Source organism: Martinezella hainanensis (genome assembly GCF_900094555.1).
Lineage (GTDB): Bacteria > Pseudomonadota > Alphaproteobacteria > Rhizobiales > Rhizobiaceae > Rhizobium > Rhizobium hainanense.
The window spans coordinates 246,413-268,987 of sequence record NZ_FMAC01000007.1; the positions used below are offsets into that span (position 1 = coordinate 246,413).

Annotated in this window: 25 protein-coding genes; 11 read left to right on the forward strand and 14 right to left on the reverse strand. The window is 56.7% G+C overall.

Features of this window, described 5'->3' with window-relative positions; all coding sequences use genetic code 11:
- The first annotated feature begins 8 nt into the window (after positions 1–8).
- The gene (locus tag GA0061100_RS22590; RefSeq protein WP_075854981.1) at positions 9–2,384 is read left to right on the forward strand and encodes a phosphoketolase family protein; all 2,376 of its coding nucleotides are present in this window, start codon (positions 9–11) and stop codon (positions 2,382–2,384) included.
- 215 nt (positions 2,385–2,599) lie between these two features.
- Here the strand turns inward: GA0061100_RS22590 and GA0061100_RS22595 are convergent, their stop codons facing one another.
- The 3 genes from GA0061100_RS22595 to GA0061100_RS22605 all read right to left on the reverse strand — a co-directional run bounded on the left by GA0061100_RS22595 (position 2,600) and on the right by GA0061100_RS22605 (position 4,701).
- On the reverse strand, positions 2,600–3,901 hold the full coding sequence (locus GA0061100_RS22595) for a serine hydrolase (protein WP_143525509.1): 1,302 nt from the start codon (positions 3,899–3,901) through the stop codon (positions 2,600–2,602).
- Positions 3,902–4,012: 111 nt separating this feature from the next.
- Complete coding sequence (locus GA0061100_RS34910) at positions 4,013–4,183, reverse strand: hypothetical protein (RefSeq protein ID WP_167459843.1); 171 nt, start codon at positions 4,181–4,183, stop codon at positions 4,013–4,015.
- Positions 4,184–4,239: 56 nt separating this feature from the next.
- On the reverse strand, positions 4,240–4,701 hold the full coding sequence (locus tag GA0061100_RS22605; RefSeq protein ID WP_075854984.1) for a YbhB/YbcL family Raf kinase inhibitor-like protein: 462 nt from the start codon (positions 4,699–4,701) through the stop codon (positions 4,240–4,242).
- Positions 4,702–4,843: 142 nt separating this feature from the next.
- On the opposite strand from GA0061100_RS22605, the gene GA0061100_RS22610 reads away from it, so the two are divergent.
- The 3 genes from GA0061100_RS22610 (at position 4,844) to GA0061100_RS22620 (ending at position 7,372) form a co-directional block, all read left to right on the forward strand.
- The gene (locus GA0061100_RS22610; protein WP_075854985.1) at positions 4,844–5,101 is read left to right on the forward strand and encodes a DUF2934 domain-containing protein; all 258 of its coding nucleotides are present in this window, start codon (positions 4,844–4,846) and stop codon (positions 5,099–5,101) included.
- Between the two features lie 770 nt (positions 5,102–5,871).
- Positions 5,872–6,333 (forward strand): hypothetical protein, encoded by a 462-nt coding sequence (locus GA0061100_RS35470; RefSeq protein WP_075854986.1) that lies wholly within the window; start codon positions 5,872–5,874, stop codon positions 6,331–6,333.
- A gap of 139 nt (positions 6,334–6,472) precedes the next feature.
- The gene (locus tag GA0061100_RS22620) at positions 6,473–7,372 is read left to right on the forward strand and encodes a DMT family transporter (RefSeq protein ID WP_075854987.1); all 900 of its coding nucleotides are present in this window, start codon (positions 6,473–6,475) and stop codon (positions 7,370–7,372) included.
- Between the two features lie 185 nt (positions 7,373–7,557).
- On the opposite strand, the gene GA0061100_RS22625 is transcribed toward GA0061100_RS22620, so the two are convergent.
- A complete protein-coding gene (locus tag GA0061100_RS22625; RefSeq protein ID WP_075854988.1) occupies positions 7,558–8,178 on the reverse strand; it encodes a hypothetical protein in 621 nt (206 codons plus the stop codon).
- Positions 8,179–8,504: 326 nt separating this feature from the next.
- Between GA0061100_RS22625 and GA0061100_RS22630 the strand changes: the two genes are divergently transcribed.
- On the forward strand, positions 8,505–9,407 hold the full coding sequence (locus GA0061100_RS22630) for an alanine--tRNA ligase-related protein (protein ID WP_075855125.1): 903 nt from the start codon (positions 8,505–8,507) through the stop codon (positions 9,405–9,407).
- A gap of 220 nt (positions 9,408–9,627) precedes the next feature.
- On the opposite strand, the gene GA0061100_RS22640 is transcribed toward GA0061100_RS22630, so the two are convergent.
- Positions 9,628–10,137: an invasion associated locus B family protein gene (locus tag GA0061100_RS22640; protein WP_075854990.1), complete on the reverse strand. Its 510-nt coding sequence runs from the start codon at positions 10,135–10,137 to the stop codon at positions 9,628–9,630.
- A 283-nt stretch (positions 10,138–10,420) separates the two neighbouring features.
- Between GA0061100_RS22640 and GA0061100_RS22645 the strand changes: the two genes are divergently transcribed.
- Positions 10,421–10,762, forward strand: a complete 342-nt coding sequence (locus GA0061100_RS22645; protein WP_075854991.1) for a hypothetical protein — start codon at positions 10,421–10,423, stop codon at positions 10,760–10,762.
- 183 nt (positions 10,763–10,945) lie between these two features.
- A complete protein-coding gene (locus GA0061100_RS22650; protein ID WP_075854992.1) occupies positions 10,946–11,236 on the forward strand; it encodes a hypothetical protein in 291 nt (96 codons plus the stop codon).
- Positions 11,237–11,253: 17 nt separating this feature from the next.
- Here the strand turns inward: GA0061100_RS22650 and GA0061100_RS22655 are convergent, their stop codons facing one another.
- The 5 genes from GA0061100_RS22655 to GA0061100_RS22675 form a co-directional block, all read right to left on the reverse strand.
- Positions 11,254–12,063, reverse strand: coding sequence for a CsgG/HfaB family protein (locus tag GA0061100_RS22655; RefSeq protein ID WP_244557922.1), 810 nt, complete (start codon positions 12,061–12,063; stop codon positions 11,254–11,256).
- A 227-nt stretch (positions 12,064–12,290) separates the two neighbouring features.
- Complete coding sequence (locus GA0061100_RS22660) at positions 12,291–12,599, reverse strand: curli assembly protein CsgF (RefSeq protein WP_244557923.1); 309 nt, start codon at positions 12,597–12,599, stop codon at positions 12,291–12,293.
- 40 nt (positions 12,600–12,639) lie between these two features.
- Entirely contained in the window at positions 12,640–13,167 is a 528-nt protein-coding gene (locus tag GA0061100_RS34470) for a hypothetical protein (protein ID WP_143525511.1), read from the reverse strand.
- Positions 13,149–13,577, reverse strand: a complete 429-nt coding sequence (gene csgH / locus GA0061100_RS22670) for a curli-like amyloid fiber formation chaperone CsgH (protein ID WP_075854994.1) — start codon at positions 13,575–13,577, stop codon at positions 13,149–13,151. Before csgH ends, GA0061100_RS34470 begins: the two co-directional genes overlap by 19 nt.
- A 27-nt stretch (positions 13,578–13,604) precedes the next feature.
- Positions 13,605–14,678: a hypothetical protein gene (locus tag GA0061100_RS22675; protein WP_075854995.1), complete on the reverse strand. Its 1,074-nt coding sequence runs from the start codon at positions 14,676–14,678 to the stop codon at positions 13,605–13,607.
- Positions 14,679–15,004: 326 nt separating this feature from the next.
- On the opposite strand from GA0061100_RS22675, the gene GA0061100_RS22680 reads away from it, so the two are divergent.
- Genes GA0061100_RS22680 through GA0061100_RS22690 form a run of 3 tightly spaced genes read left to right on the forward strand, consistent with a single transcriptional unit; the run spans position 15,005 to position 16,315 of the window.
- Positions 15,005–15,490 carry a hypothetical protein gene (locus GA0061100_RS22680; protein ID WP_075854996.1) on the forward strand — a complete coding sequence of 162 codons (486 nt, stop codon included), beginning with the start codon at positions 15,005–15,007 and terminating at the stop codon, positions 15,488–15,490.
- Entirely contained in the window at positions 15,474–15,884 is a 411-nt protein-coding gene (locus GA0061100_RS22685) for a helix-turn-helix domain-containing protein (RefSeq protein WP_143525512.1), read from the forward strand. The genes GA0061100_RS22680 and GA0061100_RS22685 overlap by 17 nt, the downstream gene beginning before the upstream one ends.
- A gap of 5 nt (positions 15,885–15,889) precedes the next feature.
- Positions 15,890–16,315 (forward strand): DUF6941 family protein, encoded by a 426-nt coding sequence (locus tag GA0061100_RS22690; RefSeq protein WP_075854998.1) that lies wholly within the window; start codon positions 15,890–15,892, stop codon positions 16,313–16,315.
- Positions 16,316–16,708: 393 nt separating this feature from the next.
- On the opposite strand, the gene GA0061100_RS22695 is transcribed toward GA0061100_RS22690, so the two are convergent.
- The 4 genes from GA0061100_RS22695 to GA0061100_RS22710 form a co-directional block, all read right to left on the reverse strand.
- Positions 16,709–17,476, reverse strand: a complete 768-nt coding sequence (locus tag GA0061100_RS22695) for a response regulator transcription factor (protein WP_075854999.1) — start codon at positions 17,474–17,476, stop codon at positions 16,709–16,711.
- Positions 17,477–17,735: 259 nt separating this feature from the next.
- Entirely contained in the window at positions 17,736–18,407 is a 672-nt protein-coding gene (locus tag GA0061100_RS22700; RefSeq protein WP_075855127.1) for a Crp/Fnr family transcriptional regulator, read from the reverse strand.
- Positions 18,408–18,660: 253 nt separating this feature from the next.
- Entirely contained in the window at positions 18,661–19,881 is a 1,221-nt protein-coding gene (locus tag GA0061100_RS22705) for a polysaccharide pyruvyl transferase family protein (RefSeq protein ID WP_075855000.1), read from the reverse strand.
- On the reverse strand, positions 19,878–21,302 hold the full coding sequence (locus GA0061100_RS22710) for a hypothetical protein (protein ID WP_075855001.1): 1,425 nt from the start codon (positions 21,300–21,302) through the stop codon (positions 19,878–19,880). The genes GA0061100_RS22705 and GA0061100_RS22710 overlap by 4 nt, the downstream gene beginning before the upstream one ends.
- A 27-nt stretch (positions 21,303–21,329) precedes the next feature.
- On the opposite strand from GA0061100_RS22710, the gene GA0061100_RS22715 reads away from it, so the two are divergent.
- Positions 21,330–22,295: a glycoside hydrolase family 16 protein gene (locus tag GA0061100_RS22715; protein ID WP_244557924.1), complete on the forward strand. Its 966-nt coding sequence runs from the start codon at positions 21,330–21,332 to the stop codon at positions 22,293–22,295.
- The last annotated feature ends 280 nt before the right edge of the window (positions 22,296–22,575 follow it).

Below are 22,575 nucleotides of genomic sequence, written 5' to 3' on the forward strand. Positions count from 1 at the left end.
AGACGCAGATGAATGCCGTTACCACACCGCTTTCGCCCGAAGAGCTTTCCCTGATCGACCGCTACTGGAGGGCGGCCAATTATCTGTCTGTCGGCCAGATCTATCTGATGGATAATCCGCTGCTGCGCGAACCGCTGAAACCGGAGCATATCAAACCACGGCTGCTTGGCCACTGGGGCACGACACCAGGGCTGAACTTCATCTATGCGCATCTCAACCGCATCATCAGGGCGCGGGATCTCGACATCATCTACATGTGCGGCCCCGGCCATGGCGGTCCCGGCATGGTCGCCAATACCTATCTCGAGGGCACCTATAGCGAGATCTATCCGGATATCTCCGAAACGGCGGACGGGATGCAAAGGCTGTTCAAGCAGTTTTCCTTCCCCGGCGGCATTCCGAGCCATGCCGCGCCTGAGACGCCCGGCTCCATTCACGAGGGCGGCGAGCTCGGCTATGCGCTCGTGCATGCCTATGGCGCCGCCTTCGACAATCCCGATCTGATCGTTGCCTGCGTTATCGGCGATGGCGAGGCCGAAACCGGACCTCTGGCTGCAAGCTGGCATTCCAACAAATTCCTCAATCCGGCGCGTGATGGCGCCGTGCTGCCGATCCTCCACCTCAACGGCTACAAGATCGCCAATCCGACCATTCTCGGCCGGGAAAGCGATGACGATCTCGGCAAGCTGTTTTCGGGCTATGGCTACGAACCCTTCTTCGTCGAGGGACATGAACCATCCGCAATGCATCTGGCAATGGCCGTCACGTTTAACCGGGTTTTCGACCGAATCCGCGACATACAAAGAAACGCACGCGAAAGGACATCGTCCGAAGGCATGCCGCGCTGGCCGATGATCGTGCTGCGCAGTCCGAAGGGCTGGACCGGCCCCAGGCAAGTCGATGGCAAGAAGGTCGAAGGCTTCTGGCGGGCACATCAGGTGCCGGTCGCCAATTGCCGCGGCGACGAGGGTCATCGCAAGATCCTGGAAGATTGGATGCGCAGCTACGACCCGAGCGATCTTTTCGATGACAAAGGACGATTGAAGGTCGAGCTGCAGGCGCTCGCACCGAAAGGCGAAAGGCGCATGGGCGCCAATCCCCATGCCAATGGCGGCCTGCTGCGCAAGGAGCTTCTGGTTCCCCCTATCGAGGATTACGCGATCGAGATCGGCGAGCGCGGCAACAAGCAGGTGCAATCCACGGAAATCCTTGGGCACTATTTGCGCGACACGCTGAAGCTCAATAATCCCGAGCAGAATTTCCGCATCTTCGGTCCCGACGAGACGGAATCGAACCGGCTCGGCAGCGTCTTCGAAGCCACCGATCGGGTCTGGATGGAGGCAATCGAGGATTATGACGTCCATCTGGCCCCGGATGGGCGGGTGATGGAAGTGCTCAGCGAGCATCTATGCCAGGGCTGGCTGGAAGGCTATCTGCTCACCGGCCGGCACGGGTTGTTCTCATGCTATGAGGCCTTCATCCACATCGTCGATTCCATGTTCAACCAGCATGCCAAATGGCTGAAGGTTTCGCGCGAATTGCCGTGGCGCAAGCCGATCTCATCGCTGAACTATCTTTTGACGTCGCATGTCTGGCGCCAGGATCATAACGGCTTTTCCCATCAGGACCCCGGCTTTGTCGATCTCGTTGCCAACAAGAAGGCCGACATCGTGCGCGTCTATCTGCCGCCGGATGCCAATACGCTGTTATGGGTCGGCGATCATTGCCTCAGGACCTATGACCGGATCAACGTCATCGTCGCCGGCAAGCAGCCGGAATCGCAATGGCTGAGCATCGACGAGGCGAGTGCCCATTGTAAGGCCGGCGTCGGCATCTGGGACTGGGCAAGCTACGAGGACAACACGATCGCCCCCGACGTGGTGATGGCCTGCGCCGGTGACGTCCCGACCATGGAGACGCTTGCCGCCGTCATGCTGCTGCACGAGGCGATCCCCGATCTCAAGATTCGCACGGTCAACGTCGTCGATCTCCTGGCTCTGCAGGACCCGAAGCAGCATCCGCATGGTCTCGATCATCAGGCCTTCGATCAGATCTTTACCACGGACAAGCCGGTGATCTTCGCCTATCACGGCTATCCCTATCTGATCCACCGGCTGACATACCGTCGGACCAATCACGACAACATCCATGTCCGCGGCTTTATCGAGGAGGGTACGACGACCACACCATTCGATATGACCGTGCTGAACGAACTGGATCGCTATCATCTCGCGCTTGAAGCAATCGACCGGGTTCCGGGCCTGGTGGAAAAAGTGCCCGATGTCGTCAACGGCTTGAAAGCAAAGCTCATCAAACATCATGATTATGTCCAGCGGCACGGCGAAGACATGCCTGAAATCAGGGATTGGTGCTGGAAGCGATAGGCGCGGTCTCGTCAGCGCTTAGCCAATGCGGTTGGATGCAAGCTTGACGAAGGCCGGTCGTTGGCTGCCAGCCTACCGCCAGCGAATAAAGCGATTGTAGCAAGTGGTGCGGGGCCATAGGCTTCCGGCAGATCGCACCGGGAGTAGTCGGGTCGGCGCTGCTTTGGTCTAATTGCCTCGAGCGCTCGTTGTCGTCGCATATCACTCTGCCCGCCCTACCCAATCCTTTCGGCGATCTGATCGGTGCCGTTGTGATGCAGTATCAGACGGGCGGCTCGACCGTCCGGGCCGGGTTCGAAGGTGAGTTGCACGGGCGAGCTCTTGTGAAAGAAATGCCATTCGGAGGTCGGGAAGACTCTATGCTGATCGCCGACCGGAACATGGAGCCGGTCACCCATGGATGTGACGTCGAACACCCAATCGTTCATTTGATAGCGTCCCACCAAACGGGCGAGACAAGCAGGGTCGATCGCAACCTCTTTCGGATACGAAATCAAGTCGCGGCGCGAATTCAGTACATGGGCTCCGAGATCGACAACGGCATCGATGCTCGCATTGCTGAGCACGGCCACTCCGCGTTTCCATTCCGGAATGCATTTGACAAAGCTGCGGAAACCACCCGTACCGCCGGGCTTCGACAGCGCGATTACGCCATCCAGGTGAGGCTTCGCCAGTTCCAACCCGCCTTGGTCGCGCGGGGTCATCAATGGACGGATGATGGACGCAATCGCTGAGCTCTGATCACATACCGCATCCACAAAACGCAACAGATCAGGCAGGGTCGAGCGCAGCGCGCCTGTTCCGGCCAGCACATCGAATGTCCAATCCGAAGTCGGCTCCAGATCGTCGTCATGGCCTGACGCAACGTTTCCTGCCAATCGTGACGGGATCGCAATCACTGTATCGTCCATCCCCAGTGGATCCAGGATGCGCGCGCGGATCAGGCTTTCGTAGCTGCCGGCCCCGGCGCGTAGCACCAGCGCGTGTCCCAGCAACCCGACGCCAACATTGGAATATTCGAAGCTGTCGCCAGGTGTCCGGATCAGTTCGTGGCTAGCGAGAAACTGGTAGAGCCTTTCCGCGGAGTAAGCGACGTAGGGACCGGCAGGCCGATCTGGCGGGTCGCCATTTGTCGCCACCCGCGGCAGTCCGGAATAATGCGAGGCCAGATCGCGAAGCGTGATGGCTTTGCCATCGCGAACCGGGACACGTATTCCCGCCGGCAACAGCTCCGCCACCGGCTCATCCATCCCGACCTCGCGTCGGTTTGCCATGTCGGACAGCAACAGCGCAGTGAACAGCTTGGTGATTGAGCCGATCTCAAACAGGGTTTCTTCGTTGACCAGACCCGCGCCGCTCCTGTCGCGGCGACCATGGGCGATGATCCGATGGCGGTTGGCTTCGGTGACGCCGACGACCATTCCGACGCTTAAGCAGCGCTCATCGACACGCTCGACAAGCAGTCGGCGAATCGCGGCCTCGGACAAAGCAGGCGGTGGGACGGCAGATGCGGACATGATCTTGATCCCCAACGCAACTCGACTGCGCCGTTTACCTTCCACGTCATCAAGCTATCATTATCAACCGGCGTCTCCGACGTCTATTGTCTTCACCTGAGTTTCAGGCCCCTAGCCGGCAAATCGCACCAGCAGGATCACAAGGACTATGGCGGCAAGCCCGCCGATGAACACCAGGCGTTGCCACCGTCGCTTTAGGATGATCTCGCCTTGGCGGACATCTTCCGCGGAAAATGCCCGAGGCTCGCGCTTGTCTCGATCGCCCTGATCTCTTCTGCTCATCGCATCCATCCCTCGGCGGCAAAACCTGCCGGTCATGTCTGCCCGCAGATGATGGTTTACGACTGATAGGTGCCGGTAAGGCGTGCTTCTGCAAGCATATGTTTCTTCACCTTTTGCCACATTGCTTCCGCTCCGGCGGCTTCAGGGAGCGTCATCCTCGGCACATCAAGGGCGGCGAGCCGGAAAACATAACGATGCGGAGGGTCACCGTCCGGCGGCTGTGGACCGTCATAGCGGGCATTGCCGAAATCATTCTTATAGAAGCGCAGCGCCCGCTCCTGCATCGTATCCACGTTTTCGGCCAGACCGCTCCACTCCGCCGGAATATTGGCGATGCCGCAATGGCGGAATGTGCCACCTTGCGCATCCAGGTCCTCGATGATCAAGGCAAAGCTTTGGGTCTTTCCGGGAGCGCCACCCCAGGCGAGCGGCGGGAATACATTTTCCCCGTTCAGCGCATGTTTGCCCGGTATCGGCGCATCCTCAGCAAAGACCTTGCTGATCAACGTCAAAGCCATTCGATCCTCCTCTTCTTGTCGTGGATTCATGAGCCTGTGAAGTTCTGAACCTAAGGTGGAACACATCAGATTCATTATTGTTCCCCATAGGGAACATTCGCCCTTACCCGCAGTTGTGGGAGCGTCCACGAAGGAGGAAAAAATGACGGACGAACGATTCGAGTGGATCAGCAAGCGGGCCTACGCCATTTGGGAAGCAGCCGGCCGTCCCTGGGGCCGTAGCCAGCATCACTGGGAGCAGGCAGCCAGGGAGCGCGAGATCATGGAGAGAACGCGAGCATCCGCAGACGGCGAAGAAGTGCTCGCAAGATTTCGACGGACGGCTGGAGTACATCCACCCGAGGATAATGCTCGGGAAGCCGAGGAAGACCCGCACTCCGACGACCGGCGCGCTGGATAATTTCTACTCATCGGCAGTTCCCGCCAGGGAACTCCCGAACCGTTTCGGTCCCATATCCGGTCCTCTGAAAGACGAACGGATATCCGCAATGCACATTGATTCCCCAAGTCTCGAAAGCCGATCTGCTAATTCTGCGTTCCGTCGCGATTTGGCTGGGCCGGCGTGCTCTTCGCGCCCTGCTGATTGTTCTCCATGCGATCGGTCGGAGCGGGCTGTGCCGATTGTCCAGCTGGCAGCGTATTGTCTATCGTACCTGCCTGCGGCTGCCCGCTGGAGGAACTTATCGTCGGTGCCGGGTTCTGCGGTTTGTCTGGTTCGATATAACGACCCCAAGCTTCAACACCGGCCCATACGACTTGCCGCCAGAACCAATGCCGTGATCAGAATGGTAGACTGGTGCGTGCCACGCACACCCTGGCGGGCCTCGGTCTCGGACAATGACTTCTTCTGGTCCCGGGGTTTCTTCGGTTCCTGGAATGCCATTGCAAGCCTCCATGTCTGCAAATTCCACACTGGTCTAACCGGAGCGTCGAAAGATGGTTCCATCGAGGAGCACCCGCATCCGAGCGGCATCGAACCGGAACAATGCACAAAGCCCGGCGTTAGCCTCATGAGGTTACAGATCGTGCCAAGCGGACACGATGGTGCTGAAGAATATGGAGATTTTTCCGCTTTCTCTCCATAGCCAACGAAACGGCAGGCGAGCTTCCTACCCATCCGATCTGCAGCCTTTCCAACGTTCGAGGAGCCAACGTTCAAGGCGATGGAAGATGGATAAGCCTTTGAAGCTTTACCGTCTGGTCTCAATCGCCGCCGACGACGACCCCAATTGGCTGGATGCAAAATCGCATGGCGAGGTTCTCGTTGCCGCCCGCACCGCTCGCGACACCCCTATCGTGGCGACCGAAAGGGAGCTGGATTTCATGGATATCGATGCCACCCCCGCGCAGGACAAAACGACCAGGATGGCAAGCGTCTTTCGCAACGAGAAACTCTATACCGTCATCGAGGTGAACAATGGCAGGGAATATCGCGAGCGCGGTGCCAGCGACGACAACCAGCACCAGACGGACGACAATATCCAGCCAGTCTACATCCATGCGCATGATATCGCTCAGGTCAGGCACGATGTCCTCCCAAGGCGTGTCACCACCGGGATTTTCCAACTGCGGAACATCGCAGACGGCGTTTCGTTCCATCCTCGATGGGAACGCTCACGAAAAGCACAATAGAAGCAGCATGACGATTTCCGGCTCTCTTGTCAGTTCGAGGGAAAGCGCCTAGCCAGAAGATCGCTCGCGCCATTGCGCCGCGAACCGCTTCCTGCAATGGGAAGCGACCATATCGATTCGACATATCCTGCGAGGCCATATGATTTCCGGAAGCCGTGAGAAGGGACCCATTGCCGGGATCGCACTCGCCTGCGCAGGATATGCCTGCTTTTCACTTCAGGACGCGATGGTGAAGTGGCTGGTCGCCAGCTATGAAGTGCCGGAGATCCTCTTCATGCGCAGCCTGGTCATCGTGCTGGTCGCGGGCGTGCTCGTCCACTATCGGCGCCATCCGTCAATTTTCAAAAGCCCCTATCGCGGCACGGTCGTCCTGCGCGCCGGGCTGATGCTGCTTGCCTGGCTGCTGTTTTACAACGCGGCCCGCTATCTGGGTCTGGCGGAACTGACGACGCTATACTTTTCGGCACCGATCATCGTCGTGGTTCTGTCGATCTTCGTTCTCAAGGAGAAGGTCCATGCAGGCCGCTGGATCGCCTGCATAGGTGGCTTCATCGGCGTGACGATCGCGGCAAATCCAAGTCATTCGCCCAATCTCCTGCCCGCCGCCATGTGCATCGTCGCGGGATTCTGCTGGGCATGGAGCACGATTCTGATCCGGCTTGTCAGCCGAAGCGAGACCACGCTCACCCAGATGTATGCCACGAGCCTGATATTCGGCATTGCCTGCGCCCTGTCATTCCCGTGGACATGGAAGACTCCCGATGCAAGCGGCTGGGCATTGATGCTGACCCTCGGCGTGATCTCTACGATCGGGCAGTTTCTACTCTATGAAGGTTTCCGATACGCACCCGCTTCGACGCTGGCGCCCATCGAATATAGCGGCCTCGTTTGGGCGTTCGTGTACGGCTATGTGATCTGGGCCGAGGTTCCCGCGACAAATGTTTTTGCCGGCGCCCTCCTTATCATCGCCTCAAGCTTCCTGCTCGTCCTGTGGGAGCGCCGCATGGAGGCTGCCCGCAGGAAGAACGCGAAATACTGAGGCGCGACAGACAGACGGCTGGCCCGATTTCTCCCGAAAACCGCAAATCAGCCGCACTAAAGCGCGTAGCGCGCTTTACAGCAACGACGCTGCAGATCAGGACACCCAGTGCCTGAAGCCAATTTACCAGAGCGCGCCGCACTCCGGGTCTTTGACCTGAGACATACGATCGTCCCGAAAAACCATCATACTGCCTTGCCGCCCGCCAGCCGGGCTGCACGCTGCCTGCGGTTCGCTTCCAGAGCCTGCTGAAAATCCAGGTCGGTTTGCGCGTGGTGACAGAGGTCGTCGAGAAACTGAGAGACGCCATCAAGCGTATCGACGACGACATATCGCAGACCGTCACCGGCATCGATCAGGTCGTGGCTGACGCTCACGCCGAAACCGCCGGCTACCTTGCGAAACCATGCCGAGCGCCAGCGCTTGAACCCATCCGGATTCGACTGAAATTCCGCAAGCAAGATCTTTTGCTGGTCAACTCGCGCGAGGAATGTCTCAACCACGCTCTGCCCGCCCGCCCGGGGCCTTTCCGCCTTCTTTGCAATCCATTTTTCAAGGAACTGAAATTCGGGCTGTGGAGCCGTTGCTTCATCATGATCCGCGGCCACTGCGGGCTGAGGCGCCGGCCGTTCAGCGCAATCCGCGTGTGCAGGCGGGCTTGCTTGCGTTTCCTGCTCCATTGCCAGGGTCTGCTTGAGGTCAGCAGCAAGCTCCCCCCAGATCGATCTTGCCGATTCGACTGGTTTTGCTTTTGCTCGACGGGAGGTTTTGATTTCGATGATGAAGGGCTTTGTCTGTTTAACCATGATGTTTCAGTGTGTGCTCGACGACGGAGCGCAGTTGATGGACAATCAGTATAGATGAGAGGCTGGCATTCTCTGAGAGCAATGACCGCAGCACGGCGATCGCTTGCGATCATTATGGGGCAAGGCCGTACACCAAACCGATCGATGAAGCAATCTCGCCGCTCCCGCCCAAAATAACCATCAGTACATTGGAACCTGCTCTACAGCACAAACAAGACAGGCATGTAGCAAAAGGAAGAAGATCCACGACTTGAGGTAGCGGGTCCTTTTCTGCCCTGCGATATGAAACTCGGATCTTCGCATTGCAGATCCTGCATCCTGTCGCTATGTTTTGGAAAGGCACACGAACAGCAAAGGAGGTTGCCTATGTCATCGCGGGACGCCTGATCCAGCAATACCAAGAATTTTGTCTTTCCAGAGACATTAAATTCACACGCATGGACTCCGTAAGGCCGCACGATAATACCACGCTCTTCTGCAGCGCTGGAATGCAGCAGTACAAACCCTTCTTCTCCGACCCCTCCCACATTGGTACCGTTGCCAATGCTCAGGCCTGCCTGAGAATGGGCGATCTCGACGAAATCGGGGACGGAACGCATTTCCTTCACTTCACAATGCTCGGACTTTTCTCGTTCAGGGAGATGGTTGTCGGTGACGCCATCGATTTCTGGCTGGAGTTTCTCGAGACCCTTGGCCTGGTGCCTGATCATGTCACGATCCATCCGGATCGCCTCGAAGAGTGGACGCCGCTCTATCGCGGCCGCATTCCCATCGTCCCGGATGACGAATGCACCTGGAGCGACGGCAGCATCAACGGATACTGCACCGAGTTCTACAAGGACGGCATCGAGATCGGCAACATCGTCAATCCACTCGGGACCTGTATCGACGTCGGTTTCGGCGCCGAACGCCTGGACATGATCTTGAACGGCGCCTTGCCCGGCGATGCGCTCAGCACGCTGCGCGACACGGTCACGACAATCGTGGAGAGCGGCTATGAACCGGGAAACAAGGAGCAAGGATACGTCTTGCGAAAGCTCCTTCGCCGCATCCATGTGATGGGAGGAACGGTGGACCATCCCTATTTTGAACGGGAAGTCGAACGTCAGGAACGATTGCGCTCCAAATATTTGCGCCTTCGCGACAAATATCCCGACATGCCGCCAGAATGGTGGTTTGACACGCACGGTATCGATATTGCCGACCTGCAAGCGGTGAATGGAGAGTAGCTTCGACTGATGATGAAAGTGGCGGAGGAGGTCGTGCGAGCGGCTTCCTCCGCCGCTTTGCAGGAACACGCGAGAAGCATGGAACCTGCCAAATCATGGGAAGTCACGAGCGATCCTGAATTTCCGGAGATCGCCAACCCCTTGTTAGCAACAATATCGAAAGATTTCCCTTTGCCGCCCGCGAAGTCATGACGTCGGCAGGGCAGAAGCGCCTCAGTCATCATCCGCTATCTGCCTGCATTGCCTGGAAGGCGGCGACGAATCCACTCAGAGAAACCGGAAGCTCCGCCATATTTCCCTGCATCATGCGGATCGAGACTTTTCCCGACTTCTCCTTCATCAAGACGGCCAGCATCTGGGGCGGACACAACCCCTCCACCAGACATCCTTGTGTCGTGCAGCGCGATACCTTCGCCATTGTCGAATACTTGCTGCCAAAGCCAATCTTCACACCGCCCTGAATGGCAAAACCGAGCGGAAGAGCCATCTGCATACCAACCTTATTGTCCGCGGAACGCGCCATGCTGATGACCATGAATACCTGCTTTTGATCCGGTGACGTCAATCGATAGACGATCTGGCAGCGTGGCTTCATCGCTTTGTCGGCCGAGCATTGCAGTGTCCATGCATCGAACTTCTGTTCGGTAATCTGCGGAACGGCCGGCGCGGGTGTGGCCGGAGCTGGCGCCATGGCATTGGACGGATCGCTCTTGCCGGCATCCGGCGTCACATTTTGAGACCCCGATTGCGGCACCCCTGGGCCATTATCGGCCCCTAGCGTCGAGGAAACACCTGCTCCCCAAAGCAGGAAAGCCACACAACACACAGACGGCCTCAAATATAAATTCATCCTCTCCTCCCGATTTAAGTTGCAATTTTACAATAAAATGATAATAATGTCGAATATAGATTGCTTTAAGTTTGACTTAAACAAATGAAATTTCAATTCATTATTCAATATAGGAAGATATAGGCATTTAATATTTAATGACACGCGAGGGGAATCGATTCAGATGACATCAAAGCTCATTGCCGGTTACTCCCTGATCGTCATGCTTGCGCTGACCGATGGCGCCGTATGCGACGAAAGCTATCTGCAACAAGCCCCCTCTGCGGAAACAAATCCTGCCTTCGTCGAACAACTGCCGGAGACATCCGTCATGCCCGCGCCTCAGCCGCCGGCCAACCGTCGGACGACGCCGCGCAAACCAAGGCAGGCATCACGAGCGCAAGCAAAAGTCCGATTGGCAAGCAGCATTTTTCCGAATGTGGGCAATGGCGTCACCGAGCGAGCCGCACCCGCACCGACCGATGGCCACTTGCCGACGGTTGGGTCAGGCACAGTGTCACGCTGACTGCGTTTCGACGGCAGACAATGGTGAATCGCCCCGTGCGCGCGGCCAGCACAAGATCGCCGATAAGAACGGCAGCAAATATGAAATTGAGAGGCCTTCAGCCAGTTGAAACGTCGAGAGCGGCATGTTCGGAGCCGATAATTCGATATCGGCTCGAGATTGCGATTTAGGAGCAGTATCGTCATGATGCATCCCAATAAAATCATCGCTGTTACGATTATCTTGCTTCTTGCCGGCACGCTTGGCGCAGCGGATGTTCTAGCAAGCAGCCAACCCATCATCCGGCGGTCCGGATTTTCGGAGACCCAAATTCCCCAGGTGAAAGGACGTATTCCGGTGAGGAAGAACGGCGCTCTGGAAAAAGGACCTGCCGCCAAGGCGCCGGCCAAACCAAATCCGAGCGCAAGCACCCAGAATGGAGCGGCAACGTGCGGACCTGACAACGCACAATCGGAAATCTGCCGGAAAAAATGATGCGGCGCCGACACTGATCATGAGCTTTTCGGCTTGTCTTTGATCGGGATGGGCTGGGATGCCGCCTCGACGGCCGGTTGCGCCACGCTGGCGGCGGGAACGGTGACCGCCGGGCCGATCGGCCGGCCGTTGGCATCGAGCTTATACGTCATGGCCCTTTGATGCTCGTCCAGATATCGCATGAAGGCCGCGCCGGCGGCCGCATCCCTGAATTGCCACAGCCCGTTCCTCACGCCTTCGAAGATCAGCGAATAGACCGCAAGCTGAATGCCTTCCTGGACGCCCAGGGTCGTCGGCGCATTTCGTGTAATGCCGCCTTCGATCTGGAGCAACTGGTCGACGCCGACAAAGCGGAACGCCGATCCCTGCAGTTGGACGGAGTAGATCGTCTTGGTGGTACTGACTGAGGCCAGCACACGCCCCGTACTGACGCTGACGGCCCGCAGGGAGACGGTCACGATGTCCTTGCGATACTGCGTGTTTCCGCCAATCCCGAGATAGTTGGCGCCGATACCGCCCGTCGTTTCATTGGAATCATAACCTATGATACCGCCATCGAGCAGCACGCCGGCGAACCGGAGCGGCGGGATGCCGCCAGCCTTGGCGCCGTAGACCGCCGACCGTGTATTCTGGATGATCTGCCGTTCCTGCAGCAGCGATTGCAGGTCCGTGCGCTCGACGACATTGAACCAGTTGCCGTTACCGGCTTTGGTCAGAACGTCAGTCAACAGCTGCGCGCCGCCTTGCGTCAGAGCGCGGGAATATTCGGCAAAGTTTTCATTGGGTTTGTTCTGCCCAGTCAGGTCAGGAAACGAATAGACTGCCACATCAAGCTTTTGTATGGGCGGCGGAAGACTCTCCAATGCCACACCCGACTTCGTGGCAGGCATAAGCGTTGCTGGAGTACTCATCGGGTCGAGGCTGCTGCCCGCGGCGGCGCAGCCACCAAGACCCAACCCGCATAGAATGGCTGCGACAGGAAAACCAACATGTGACATGGCCGCTCGAATAAATCGCTCCCAACAACACCGAACGATGACGCAATCAATTTGGCTCAAGGATTAGCCGGCACCTGGCCGCTCTGGATCACGATGACTGGAGATGTTCCAGTTGAACCCGTGCCTTGATTGACATTTCCAAGGTTGCCCAGCGCATTGTTGAGACCGGATAGATCCGGTGTCTGCTGCTGGCCGGATTTGACGCCATCGCCCTGCGTTTGCGCCGTCGACAGCAGGAACGTGCCATTCAGCGGATTGCCCCCAAAGGTCGGATTGGTCGGCTGATAGACCAACTGCCCGGCGGAGGCCGACATTGTCATTGCTGCAATCAGACCGATTGCAGCGATCGCCCTACGTATCATCATTGGCATCTTCTCCGTTGCCCGAAAACATGGCCGCGCCCACTCAGCGCTTGATAAGCAATCCACCACCCGGCAAGCGTGCGATCAGCACATTGACCGGTGCGGAACCTGCAGGCTGAAGAACACTAACATTCAAGCCCGCCCCATTCAGCAATACGACATTCGATCTAAGGTTATTTCCGGCTTGCAGTACGTTTATATTTCCGTAGTTTCCTATGATTCCTGCAGTTGATATATTACCTGACCCGCCTTGGAGCTGATACACACTATTACGCATACCAATCTGCAGTGTCTGCGCTATATTATTGCCGCGTGACCCAACATTCGCTTCCGGCACATTTATAGCACCCATCCCGGCGTAATTTGCCGATGGATGACGCCTCTCCGGTAGTGGCTGAGTGGTAACATCGTTGAATGTTACCGGTGTGGTCACATTAACCGGAATTTGAGCGACATAGGCCGTTTCGGCTCTGCATTCTGCTGTCATCACGTAGAATGAAGTGCTCAATGCGATGATCGCACTTGATAAGATCTTCGAACTCTTCAGACATTTCATTCCGGTAATTCGCATTGTGACGTACCTCGATCGGTTTCGATCAATAGTTTTGCAATCAGTTCGGCATCGTCTCCGGCGTCGATCATCGTCGTGGCAAGGAGATTGTCCGAACCTGGCTGCAAGTCAAAGCTGCCTTGCTGAATGCTGTGACTCGTTCCTTCTGTATTGTGCTTGATGAGAACCAGCTTGTATGTCCCGGATACTGCTACATCTGACCTTGCGATCGCCCGTACAACAAGAAACGGTTCTCTTTTATCTGCCGTTACCAGGCACTCGATCCCGGTCTGCGAGGCGGGAGCGATGCGCGGAAGCAGCAGCATCGAAAAGAAAAAGGAATGCAGAAATAAAGAAAACGCTGATCGCCTGCGATTGCTACCAGCATAGATGACTGGCTCAATCCGGTTAAAGGAGGAGGAGGCGGACATTTGCTTTCGCCTCCTCCATAGGCTCACTCAGTGCTGGACGGTAACGGCCGTGTTGCGATAGCCGAACTGCGCTGTAACCGACGTGTTCGTCAGCCCGCTCGAGCTGGTCTGAGAGGTAACGGCATAGTTCCCCGAACCGATCTGGATGGTTCCCTGAAGGTTCGAGCCGCTGACGGGGAACACGGTCTGCAGCCCCGATTGCGAAGCGATCGCGGTATTGCGATAGCCGGCCTGCACGATCATCGAATTGTTGGAGCCGAGCGGATTGGCGATCTGGGATGTCAGAGCGGTGTTGCCCACACCGAACTGAGCCGTGGTCGCCTTGTTCGATCCGAAGAACGACGATTGGCCGGTCAGGGCGAAGTTGTGCCCGCCGGCCTGGAACGTGTCTTGCGAGTTGTTGCCGCCAGCCTGATCGGCAAAGGATATGTTGCCCCAACCGAACTGCGTCGTCGTCGAGGCATTGCCGTTGAAGCCGATGACGCCAAATTGAGAGGTGACGGCAAAGTTGCCGGCGCCGACCTGCAGCGTCGTCTGGTCGTTGCCACCGCCGTCCTGGCCGACGATGGCACCGTTACCCCAGCCGAACTGCATGGTATTGGAGTCGTTTCCGCCATGCTTGCCGTCGGTCTGGTTCGTCGAGGCGAAGTTCAGGCCGCCGACTTGTAAAGTATCTTGAGAGTTATCTCCCTTGGACTGATCCGCGAAGGCGGAATTGCCAAAACCGAACTGGGCGATCGTCGAGTTATTATCCGCACCGTCCCGCTGCAGGGTGGAGGCGAAATTCATGACGCCGGCCTGGAACGTGCTCTGGTCGTTGGTCTTGCCTTTCTGGTCAGCGAAAGCGACGTTGCCGTCACCGAATTGCAGGATGGCTGATGTGTTGGACTTGGCCTTGTCCTGATTGGTGACGGCGAAATTGCCGACGCCATTCTGGAATGTCAGAGCGTCATTGTTACCAGTGTTCTGACTGACGAAAGCACCATTGAACGCACCCACCTGGCCGATAAACGATTCATTTTCGGCTGGCGGCGACGGGGGTCCGGCAAGTGTCAAAGACGTGCTTGCCAGCAAGATGGCGAGAGCTCCAATCGTCCTCATGTGATCCTCCCTGTTCTCCATGACGGGGCAAGCGACCATTCGCAGCCCTCGAGCATTTTAATAGGCTGCGGATGGAGAGCCGAACAAGAGAACCGTTCGGACTAAGACAGCAACGCAGGATTATGTGAAATATAAATCGCCTACCTCGAAATGGGTAAATGATTAGATGTGTATCGCTATGACGTATGAGCTATACTCTTCTTTGCTTAGGCATTCTAACCCATATGAAAGCTAGATAAATACAATCCAAGTGTGCAGCAATTCATGCTACCCATAGATAGCTTCGATGAAAGGCTTGCCACATGATAATGGATTAATTGACAGCTATGGCTACGTTTGACAGTCTCGTGGCGTCCGAAGCAATCGTTAAAGTTGAGATTCAGCTTGGTCGAAAGCAGTCACCCAAGCGACTGCTCTTCGCGACGCCAAGCTTTGTGAATTGGTTGAGCGAACGCGTAAGCAAGGACGAACCATCGTCGCTCGGTGCGGTCCTCAGGCCTGTCGAGCAGCTGGATTTTCTTTTCTATACATTCGTTTCAGGGAAACCGCTCATTCATTGCAGGCAGTTCCGGGCAATCCGGGTCGAACGAAATGCAGTTTGGGAATTAAAGACCGTCGATTTCCGCATATTCGGCTGGTTTGCCATGCGTGACTGCTTTGTCGCTGTCTTTGGAGACTGGGCCGATCATGTGAAGGATCATGATCTTTACCGCGGCTATCGGCTGGAGGTGCGTCGATTGCGCCGGACGCTTGGTGTGGATGATGCGTTGTGCGTAGAGGGAGTAAATCCGGAAGATGTCATTTCGGTTTGAGATAGGGGCGCGGGCGCGGGCAGCCAGCCGTTTCATCGCGAATGTTCGCAGTGATCTGGCTGCCGCCGTCCTCGAAAGGCGGTCACAGAAAGGGTTTACTCAGCAGCGACTTGCGGAATTGGTCGGTGTCAGCCGAAAGGATCTGAACCGCTATCTCTGCGGACAGACGGAGCTTCCGCTTCGTTCGATTGCGGATCTCGCCTGGGCGCTCGACAAAGAAATCCACATTGAGCTGTGCGATCCCAAGGGGTCGCCAGCAGAAGGCAATTACCTCTCCGAACCGGAGACGCGGGCTGCTATCCATCCCGTTCGTTCCGGCGGAGCTGTTTCCTGGAGTTCTTCGAGGGCCATCCGCACGATAATCGCTCGCGGCAACAACGATCGGGATGATTGAAGCACATGCGCTACGGATATTGCATCTTCTGCGACGACGTTCGCACCGAAATCGGCGAAAAACTCAGCTTCATCGGCGTCTATAGCGGCGTACTGATGCTACCGGAATTTCCCATTTCACTGCCCAAATTCTGTGTGCACGTGAATCTGATCACCTTGGCAACGGAACCCTACCGATCGATCGTTTTGCGCTGCATAGCGCCAGGGGACCGTCAACCGCTTCTTGAAGAGCGGTTGGACGCCGCCCAGCTCAGCGAGCAGAGGGATATCACCGAGGATGCGGAATCAAGCGATATTCCGATCAATGTCGTCGTCGGCGCCAGCCTTGTCTTTTCGCCGTTGAGATTGCGTCAGCCCGGTCTCCTGACCGTCAGCGCCATCATCGACGACAAGCCTGCGGAGATCGCTTCGCTGCGTATAGTACAGCACTGAGCTAACCTGCACGAGCTTCGGCCGCCAAACAGCATCGACATTGTTGGATTGGGTTTTCGAGCTTCCGTCACCGCAGCGCGTGGAAGCTCCGCTGGTTGTGCGAAGACCGCAAGCTCAAACTCCGGACAGACATGCCTATTGGCCCGCCCCTTGGAAAGGGCGCGGCAGCTCAAACACACGGGAATCTCAAGCTTGTTATGTGATCCTTCGGCGGCACGTCGCCGCCGGCGCTTTTTCCGTCAAACGACCGCGGCTTCAAAGGCCGACGTTCTATATAGGCCAGCCCTGCGGGGCATTTGCATACTCCGGTGCCGGGACCGCTAACTTCGAGCTGAAGCGACACGGTCCTTGCCGGCATTGCTTGCCACGATCAGCGGCCCTGACCGGAAGATATTACCGAACGAGTTCCCGGATCTTGTAGGCAACTTCCGTTCGGTTCGTCGCGTTCAGCTTCTTCATGATATTGCGAATGTGCACTTTGACCGTGCTCTCGCAAAGATCCATCTCGTAGGCGATGATCTTGTTTGCCTTACCCCGCCTCAGAGCCTCTGCAACGACGACTTCGCGCGGAGTGAACAAGCTGTCGAGGCAGCAGTTGCGGCTGGCAACCGGTGCGATCGCCTCCTTGGCGGCCAACAGGCTGCTTGCCGGCACGAAGACACCGCCTGCGCGCGCAAGAGCCACCGCTTCGGCGGCAACCTTGATTCCGACGCTGGTCGGGATGTAACCGCGGGCGCCGCATTCCAGCGCATGCAGCAACTGTGCAAGCTCGTCGCCATCAGCCCCCACGATCACCGGGCTCGTCTGAAATCTCTCCACCAGAGCGCAAATCTTGGCGCTCACATCCGCATCGGAAACTTTGCGGCCGCCGATCATGAAGAGAACTGCGGATGGTAATACTTGCATATTGCGCATCTGCCATTCGTCGAGCGAACCCACCGTGACGATATGCATGGCGCTGTCGCATTCGGTCAGGCTTTTCGACAGGCACTCGCGATCGAGAGCGCGAGAATCTATGAGAAGAATATAGTCTTCCCATTCATCGACGCCGGGCGTGCCGGATGCGATGAATGGCCTCAAGCTGTCGGATGTCCGAACTGAAATGATGCGTGCGCCCGTATCTGACGTGAATTTTTCACTTGTGAGCGATTGTCCAATCATGGCCGTTACCCCCAACTCTTAAAATGGCCTTTGTATTTCTTGCAACTACTAGAGTATTTACTCGATTTAAAGAGAATAACTTCTGTTTAAGCCGAGACTTTTCTTGAGTTCCCATATCTCGCCCCTCTTTTTTAGGTTTATGTTATCGTAGTAATTACTTATTTTGTTTTTCCGCGCATTAACATATGTTAATAATGAATTTAAATATTGGATAAAATAATTCTTTCTTGCTCCATTAGTAATGGAGACAAAGTATTGTTCAAACCATAGTTGTGTCGAAGCAGGATTCGTCGAAGTCGACGAGATCGGCTAGACGCGGCCGATCGAGAAAGGCGACAATACCATTGCGGAAGGACAGGAGCCCCGCTTCACGCATGTCCCTGAGGACGCGGTTGATGTGTACGGTCGACAGGCCGACCGCGTCACCAATGTCCGCCTGTGTCAAAGGACAATCGAAGTATTCTGCGTTTGCATAGTCCCGCGAGGTGCCGATGCGTGCCCCGAGTTCAAGCAGCAGGTAGCCGGTTTTCTCCAGAGCATCGCGGCGCCCTATATTGGCAAGCCTCTCCGACATGCGCGCCTGGTGCCGTACCAGCTCGGCAATGACGATACGATAGAAAAACGTTGGTGCTTCGATCTTCGGCAGAGAGGTGAAGTCCGGGAAAACCATCACCGTGACATTGGTGATCGCCCGCACGGTCTCGCGTGAAAGCGCCGTCAAGGATGTCGAAATCATATCGCCGCGCAGCACGAATTCCGTCATGAAGCGCGTGCCATTCGGCAGCATCTTGCTGCACGAGGCCCACCCATCAAGCACAAAGAGAAGGCGCGGCGTATCGTTGTCGTAGTCGCAGATCGCACTACCTGCAACGAAGGTCCGCGCTACGCCACCGAGGCTGCGAATATGCTCAATTGAAAGCTGCGCTGCCATGCCGTCATCCCCTCGGACGAAAAGCATATTTCGAATGCTCTGTGGGTCATTCGAAAATATATTTTTCGTGAGTTCCAAGTATTTAATACCATAGAAAATCCACGATGTCTTTATTGCAAATCGATATCTGTTGTTCCTCGAATTTTTACCGCCACAGCGGCACAAACTTTGCCGTTTTTATGTATATTTTTGAGTATTTCCGTCAGTATCACAAATTCTATACTAAGAGTCTCTTGTATCGTTCTGCGTGCAGCTATATTCGCGACATAGCGCATTGGTCGAGCTCGACCAGATGCCGCCGCATGTTCGAGATTCCGGCGCGGGCTTCCGAAATCGTATCGTGATGGCGGCGCGCCTCTATCCCCTCCTGCTGTGCTGCTTTCAGCAACAGGGCGACATGCTTGGGCGGCGGCGATGCACCCTTTATGAAGTAGGTTTCGCGGCCGACGGAATTGAAGAAACCTTCGACCTTCTTGTCCCAGCCCAGGCCAACATGCGGAATTCCGAGCGCATATGCGGCAATGCATGCGTGTAATCTGTGCGCCAGCACCACATCGAGCGACTGGATGGTCTGGATGAGATCGATCGGAAGCCGCGGGCGCCTGGAAATATCAAGGGTGCCGGACGTGACCATGCGATGCTTGGCAACCGAAGCGCGGATACGCTCGGCAAAGGCTTGATCCTCTTTGGCCCCATTGCAGAACAGGACCACATGGTGGCCATCATCCAGGAGAAGCTCGGTCAGATCCCTGTACGCCTCGATATCGGCAAAGGGAATACCATCGGCATGAACGGCACCATGCCGATGCAGGACGATGGGATCGGTGACGCATAGACCTATGGTCAAAGGGCCTTTGGATGGAGCGCGCGCGCCTCCATGCCCCGGCAAGGCCTGGATCAGCAGTCCGGGATCACGTACGATCTTCGCAGCAGGCCCATCTGGAAAGTGCTCGCGCCAGGTATCCTGCGCAAAGCCGTCGCGCACCGAAAGATGAACAAGGCGCGCCTGCTTCAATCGGGCAAAGAGACGGTATGCGGGCTCCGACCAATGGCCGCCGACACCAACCGCATAGATCGCCAGCGGCCGATCGTACCGCACGACACAATCAAGCACCGCACCGATCTTCAGCGGAAAATTGAGGTCGTCGTCCTGAAACAGGTTCCCGCCACCGATCACAACGGCATCGGCAACCGCAACCTTCTCTTCCCATTGTCCGCGAAGCGCGCGCAACCTGCGCTCCAGCACTGCGCGAACAAGCCGTCGACGGGCACCTGCGGGCAATCGATGGAGCAATCCCAGTACGAGCCGCCTGCGGCCGCCATGGCCCGTCGCGAAGGCCTGTCGCCCGGCAAGGTCGATCGTCTCCACTTCGATCTCATCCCTGCCGCTCGCCAGGCCGGATTCGACGCATTCCGCAAGCAGCCCGTCGCCGAGGTTTTCGCTGTATTTGACGTTGAAGACGACGATCCTCATCGCAGCTCTCCGACCGTACCCAACTGCGGACTGTAGTCGCTCCGGATCTGCCGCGCTCCGACACTGAACGCGGAAATGCTGCCTGCGAGGATGTAGAACATCAACCCGAGATCATACACCGTGCCGGACGTGGCCGCAGAAACGAGAACCGTGATGATCCCGGCCTTGGCGGCGCGCAGAACCGCTGCGGTTTCCAGCGATGGTGAATGCAGATCGCGCATGTCGGCCATAAGAAGCCGAGCGACAAATATTGCAAAGAGCAGCGTGCCGAAGACGCCGATATTGGACAGCAGCACCAGACCGAAGCTCGATGCCCGAGCGCTCCCAAGGCCGGCACCGAAGCCGCTGGTGTCCAGAAACGCCTGGTAAGCCATGGCATTCCACATGAAACGCTCGCGCCCCGACTGGCTATCAGCCTTCGAAAAGAGCATCTCGTCCAGAAAATCATGCAAATTACGCGCGAGATCCGGCATGACGATGAGAACGAAGAAGATGACGAGAGGCATGCTCGCCAGAATGGACACGATCAGAACGGGCCGGCCCGCGCCAGGCTCGCGACGGGAGGCCAGGAATGACTGCAGGCTAAGGATCGGCAGGATTGCGGCGAGACCGACAAGTGCGGTCGCCGACGTCGATAGAATCAGCGCGACCAGCAGCAGACCTGCCAAAGTGCCGGTAACCTTCGAACGGATGCCTCCAAGCCAGAGGCTGGTGACGATGGCAAAGAGCACGAGCGTGAAATCGGCGAAGGCCGAAGCCTCTGGAAAAGTTCCCGAAATGCGTTTCAATCCGCCCTTTTCGGCATTGGTCAGGAGTGCGTAATTGGCTGTCCGCACGAAACTCAGCAGAAAGTCTGTATGGGTGAAATGGGTCACTATATCAGCGAGCGCGAAGCCGAGGTTGACACCGACAACGACCAGCATGCCATTGATGAAGGCCGAAGGAGTACCCTGACGCCGAAAGAAGGCAAAGGTTGTAATGAAACAAATGAGGCCGCCCACGGCATAGACCGATTGAGTGATATTGTTGGACGAAAAGCGCAGCGGCACCAACGCAATCAGGCTGCGTGCGCCGATCGATCGTTCAACCATCATCGTCTGCGTCATCCCCTGGAACATGCGCGGGAAGAAAATCGCCGTAAAGATGCCAAAAGCCGTCAGCAGCAGCAGGAAGAAACCTGGACGCCACGGAACCAGGGCGCCGAGGAACGGTCCCTCACCATAGGCTGCAAACAGCCGTGCGGCGAAGAATATCAGAAACAGGCTCGGCACGAGTACCGATGCACCGCCAAGTCCGGGTATGCTGAAGGCTGCCGCTGCACCGAATACCGTCGACAAGACCATGATAATGAACGACCATCGCACAGGCGCGGTCAGCGCAACAACTCCTACAATCAGCGTCACGAGCCCCATGGCATTCATGTCTGGCAATCCGGTTGTTCTGCCTCAATGTTGCCGCAAGCTATCACGGCGCCATGCAACTGTATTTCCGCCTTGCCTAAGCCTTTTGGTGGACGCCCTGGCCGAAATACGTTCTATACCGCAGAAATTGTACCGTTCATGCTTATGTGCATGGATCAGTTATCGCCGATATCTAATGTTCGATGCATGAGCAACCGCCGCGTGTTTCTTCACGCATCCATTGCGGCTGCTCTCGTTTCGATCATGGATATAGGAATTGCTCACGCCGGTGATACCGGCGATACGCTCGATGTCAGCAGCATGACACTCACCTTCGAGGACGCTTTCAACGATCTCAGCATCTCTGCCTGGGGTCCTGGTACCCGCTGGATTTCCCACACACCATGGAATGGCGACTTTGGTGGCGCCCGTTTCTCGGATCCGAGCGGCGACTTCCCCTTCGCAATACAGGATGGGATGTTGCGCATTACTGCTGCCCGCGACGGCAAAGGTCTATGGCGCTCCGGCTTGATCGCCTCGGTCGATGAGCATGGAAATGGCTTTTCTCAGCAATATGGCTACTTCGAGATGCGGGCACGATTGCCGGATGGCCCGGGTGTCTGGCCAGCCTTCTGGCTTATCGGCAAGGATCGCTCAAAGGCTACCTCAGAGATAGACGTCATCGAGTATTATGGTGACAAGCCCGGTGCCTACTCTTCGACGGTACACGTCTGGCATCGGGACGGGCGGCACGATTCTGCCTTTTCCCGCATCAATGTGTTCGCCACTGCAAACCCCGCTGATTTGCACACCTATGGCGTGAAGATCGATTCCGATTTCATCCGCATGTATTTCGACGGCAATCTTGTCTGGAAAACCAAGATCCCGCCGGAACATCGCCAGCCGATGTATATGCTCATCGACCTTGGTATCGTCGACGGCATATCCAAGATGGCTGCGGCCGACCCATCCTTCATGTTCGTTGATTACGTCAGAGCCTATCAGTTCAGATAGCCTCCTGATCATCCAGCCATCCGACAATTTCTTCCCAAACTGCACGCTGCCACGTGACCATCAACCGACCAGCAGGATCGGCGTTGCGCATAATGCTTTCGGCCGCGTTATGACCGCCATGGCGGACCTCTCCGACAAAATGGCTACGCGCCCCTATGACTTACGACTTTCGGTGGTGCGGACAATCATCCCAATGACCAGCTGGTGCTTTTGCTCCAGCGTGAAATTCTGCGGTCGACGATGAAGCATTTCGCAACATGCCGTCATCCATCGCAGGACA

Excerpts from the sequence above, each read along its gene's own strand:
- GA0061100_RS22620 (WP_075854987.1), top strand. The coding sequence starts at position 6,473 with ATGATTTCCGGAAGCCGTGAGAAGGGACCCATTGCCGGGATCGCACTC.
- GA0061100_RS22630 (WP_075855125.1), top strand. The coding sequence starts at position 8,505 with ATGTTTTGGAAAGGCACACGAACAGCAAAGGAGGTTGCCTATGTCATC.
- GA0061100_RS22710 (WP_075855001.1), bottom strand. The coding sequence starts at position 21,302 with ATGAATGCCATGGGGCTCGTGACGCTGATTGTAGGAGTTGTTGCGCTG.
- GA0061100_RS35470 (WP_075854986.1), top strand. The coding sequence starts at position 5,872 with ATGGATAAGCCTTTGAAGCTTTACCGTCTGGTCTCAATCGCCGCCGAC.
- GA0061100_RS22605 (WP_075854984.1), bottom strand. The coding sequence starts at position 4,701 with ATGGCTTTGACGTTGATCAGCAAGGTCTTTGCTGAGGATGCGCCGATA.
- GA0061100_RS22685 (WP_143525512.1), top strand. The coding sequence starts at position 15,474 with ATGTCATTTCGGTTTGAGATAGGGGCGCGGGCGCGGGCAGCCAGCCGT.
- GA0061100_RS22625 (WP_075854988.1), bottom strand. The coding sequence starts at position 8,178 with ATGGTTAAACAGACAAAGCCCTTCATCATCGAAATCAAAACCTCCCGT.
- GA0061100_RS22700 (WP_075855127.1), bottom strand. The coding sequence starts at position 18,407 with ATGGCAGCGCAGCTTTCAATTGAGCATATTCGCAGCCTCGGTGGCGTA.
- GA0061100_RS22715 (WP_244557924.1), top strand. The coding sequence starts at position 21,330 with ATGTTGCCGCAAGCTATCACGGCGCCATGCAACTGTATTTCCGCCTTG.
- GA0061100_RS22650 (WP_075854992.1), top strand. The coding sequence starts at position 10,946 with ATGATGCATCCCAATAAAATCATCGCTGTTACGATTATCTTGCTTCTT.
- GA0061100_RS22675 (WP_075854995.1), bottom strand. The coding sequence starts at position 14,678 with ATGAGGACGATTGGAGCTCTCGCCATCTTGCTGGCAAGCACGTCTTTG.
- GA0061100_RS22595 (WP_143525509.1), bottom strand. The coding sequence starts at position 3,901 with ATGTCCGCATCTGCCGTCCCACCGCCTGCTTTGTCCGAGGCCGCGATT.
- GA0061100_RS22645 (WP_075854991.1), top strand. The coding sequence starts at position 10,421 with ATGACATCAAAGCTCATTGCCGGTTACTCCCTGATCGTCATGCTTGCG.
- GA0061100_RS22610 (WP_075854985.1), top strand. The coding sequence starts at position 4,844 with ATGACGGACGAACGATTCGAGTGGATCAGCAAGCGGGCCTACGCCATT.
- GA0061100_RS22660 (WP_244557923.1), bottom strand. The coding sequence starts at position 12,599 with ATGATGATACGTAGGGCGATCGCTGCAATCGGTCTGATTGCAGCAATG.
- GA0061100_RS22695 (WP_075854999.1), bottom strand. The coding sequence starts at position 17,476 with ATGATTGGACAATCGCTCACAAGTGAAAAATTCACGTCAGATACGGGC.
- GA0061100_RS34470 (WP_143525511.1), bottom strand. The coding sequence starts at position 13,167 with ATGCGAATTACCGGAATGAAATGTCTGAAGAGTTCGAAGATCTTATCA.
- GA0061100_RS34910 (WP_167459843.1), bottom strand. The coding sequence starts at position 4,183 with ATGAGCAGAAGAGATCAGGGCGATCGAGACAAGCGCGAGCCTCGGGCA.
- csgH (WP_075854994.1), bottom strand. The coding sequence starts at position 13,577 with ATGTCCGCCTCCTCCTCCTTTAACCGGATTGAGCCAGTCATCTATGCT.
- GA0061100_RS22590 (WP_075854981.1), top strand. The coding sequence starts at position 9 with ATGAATGCCGTTACCACACCGCTTTCGCCCGAAGAGCTTTCCCTGATC.
- GA0061100_RS22705 (WP_075855000.1), bottom strand. The coding sequence starts at position 19,881 with ATGAGGATCGTCGTCTTCAACGTCAAATACAGCGAAAACCTCGGCGAC.
- GA0061100_RS22680 (WP_075854996.1), top strand. The coding sequence starts at position 15,005 with ATGGCTACGTTTGACAGTCTCGTGGCGTCCGAAGCAATCGTTAAAGTT.
- GA0061100_RS22690 (WP_075854998.1), top strand. The coding sequence starts at position 15,890 with ATGCGCTACGGATATTGCATCTTCTGCGACGACGTTCGCACCGAAATC.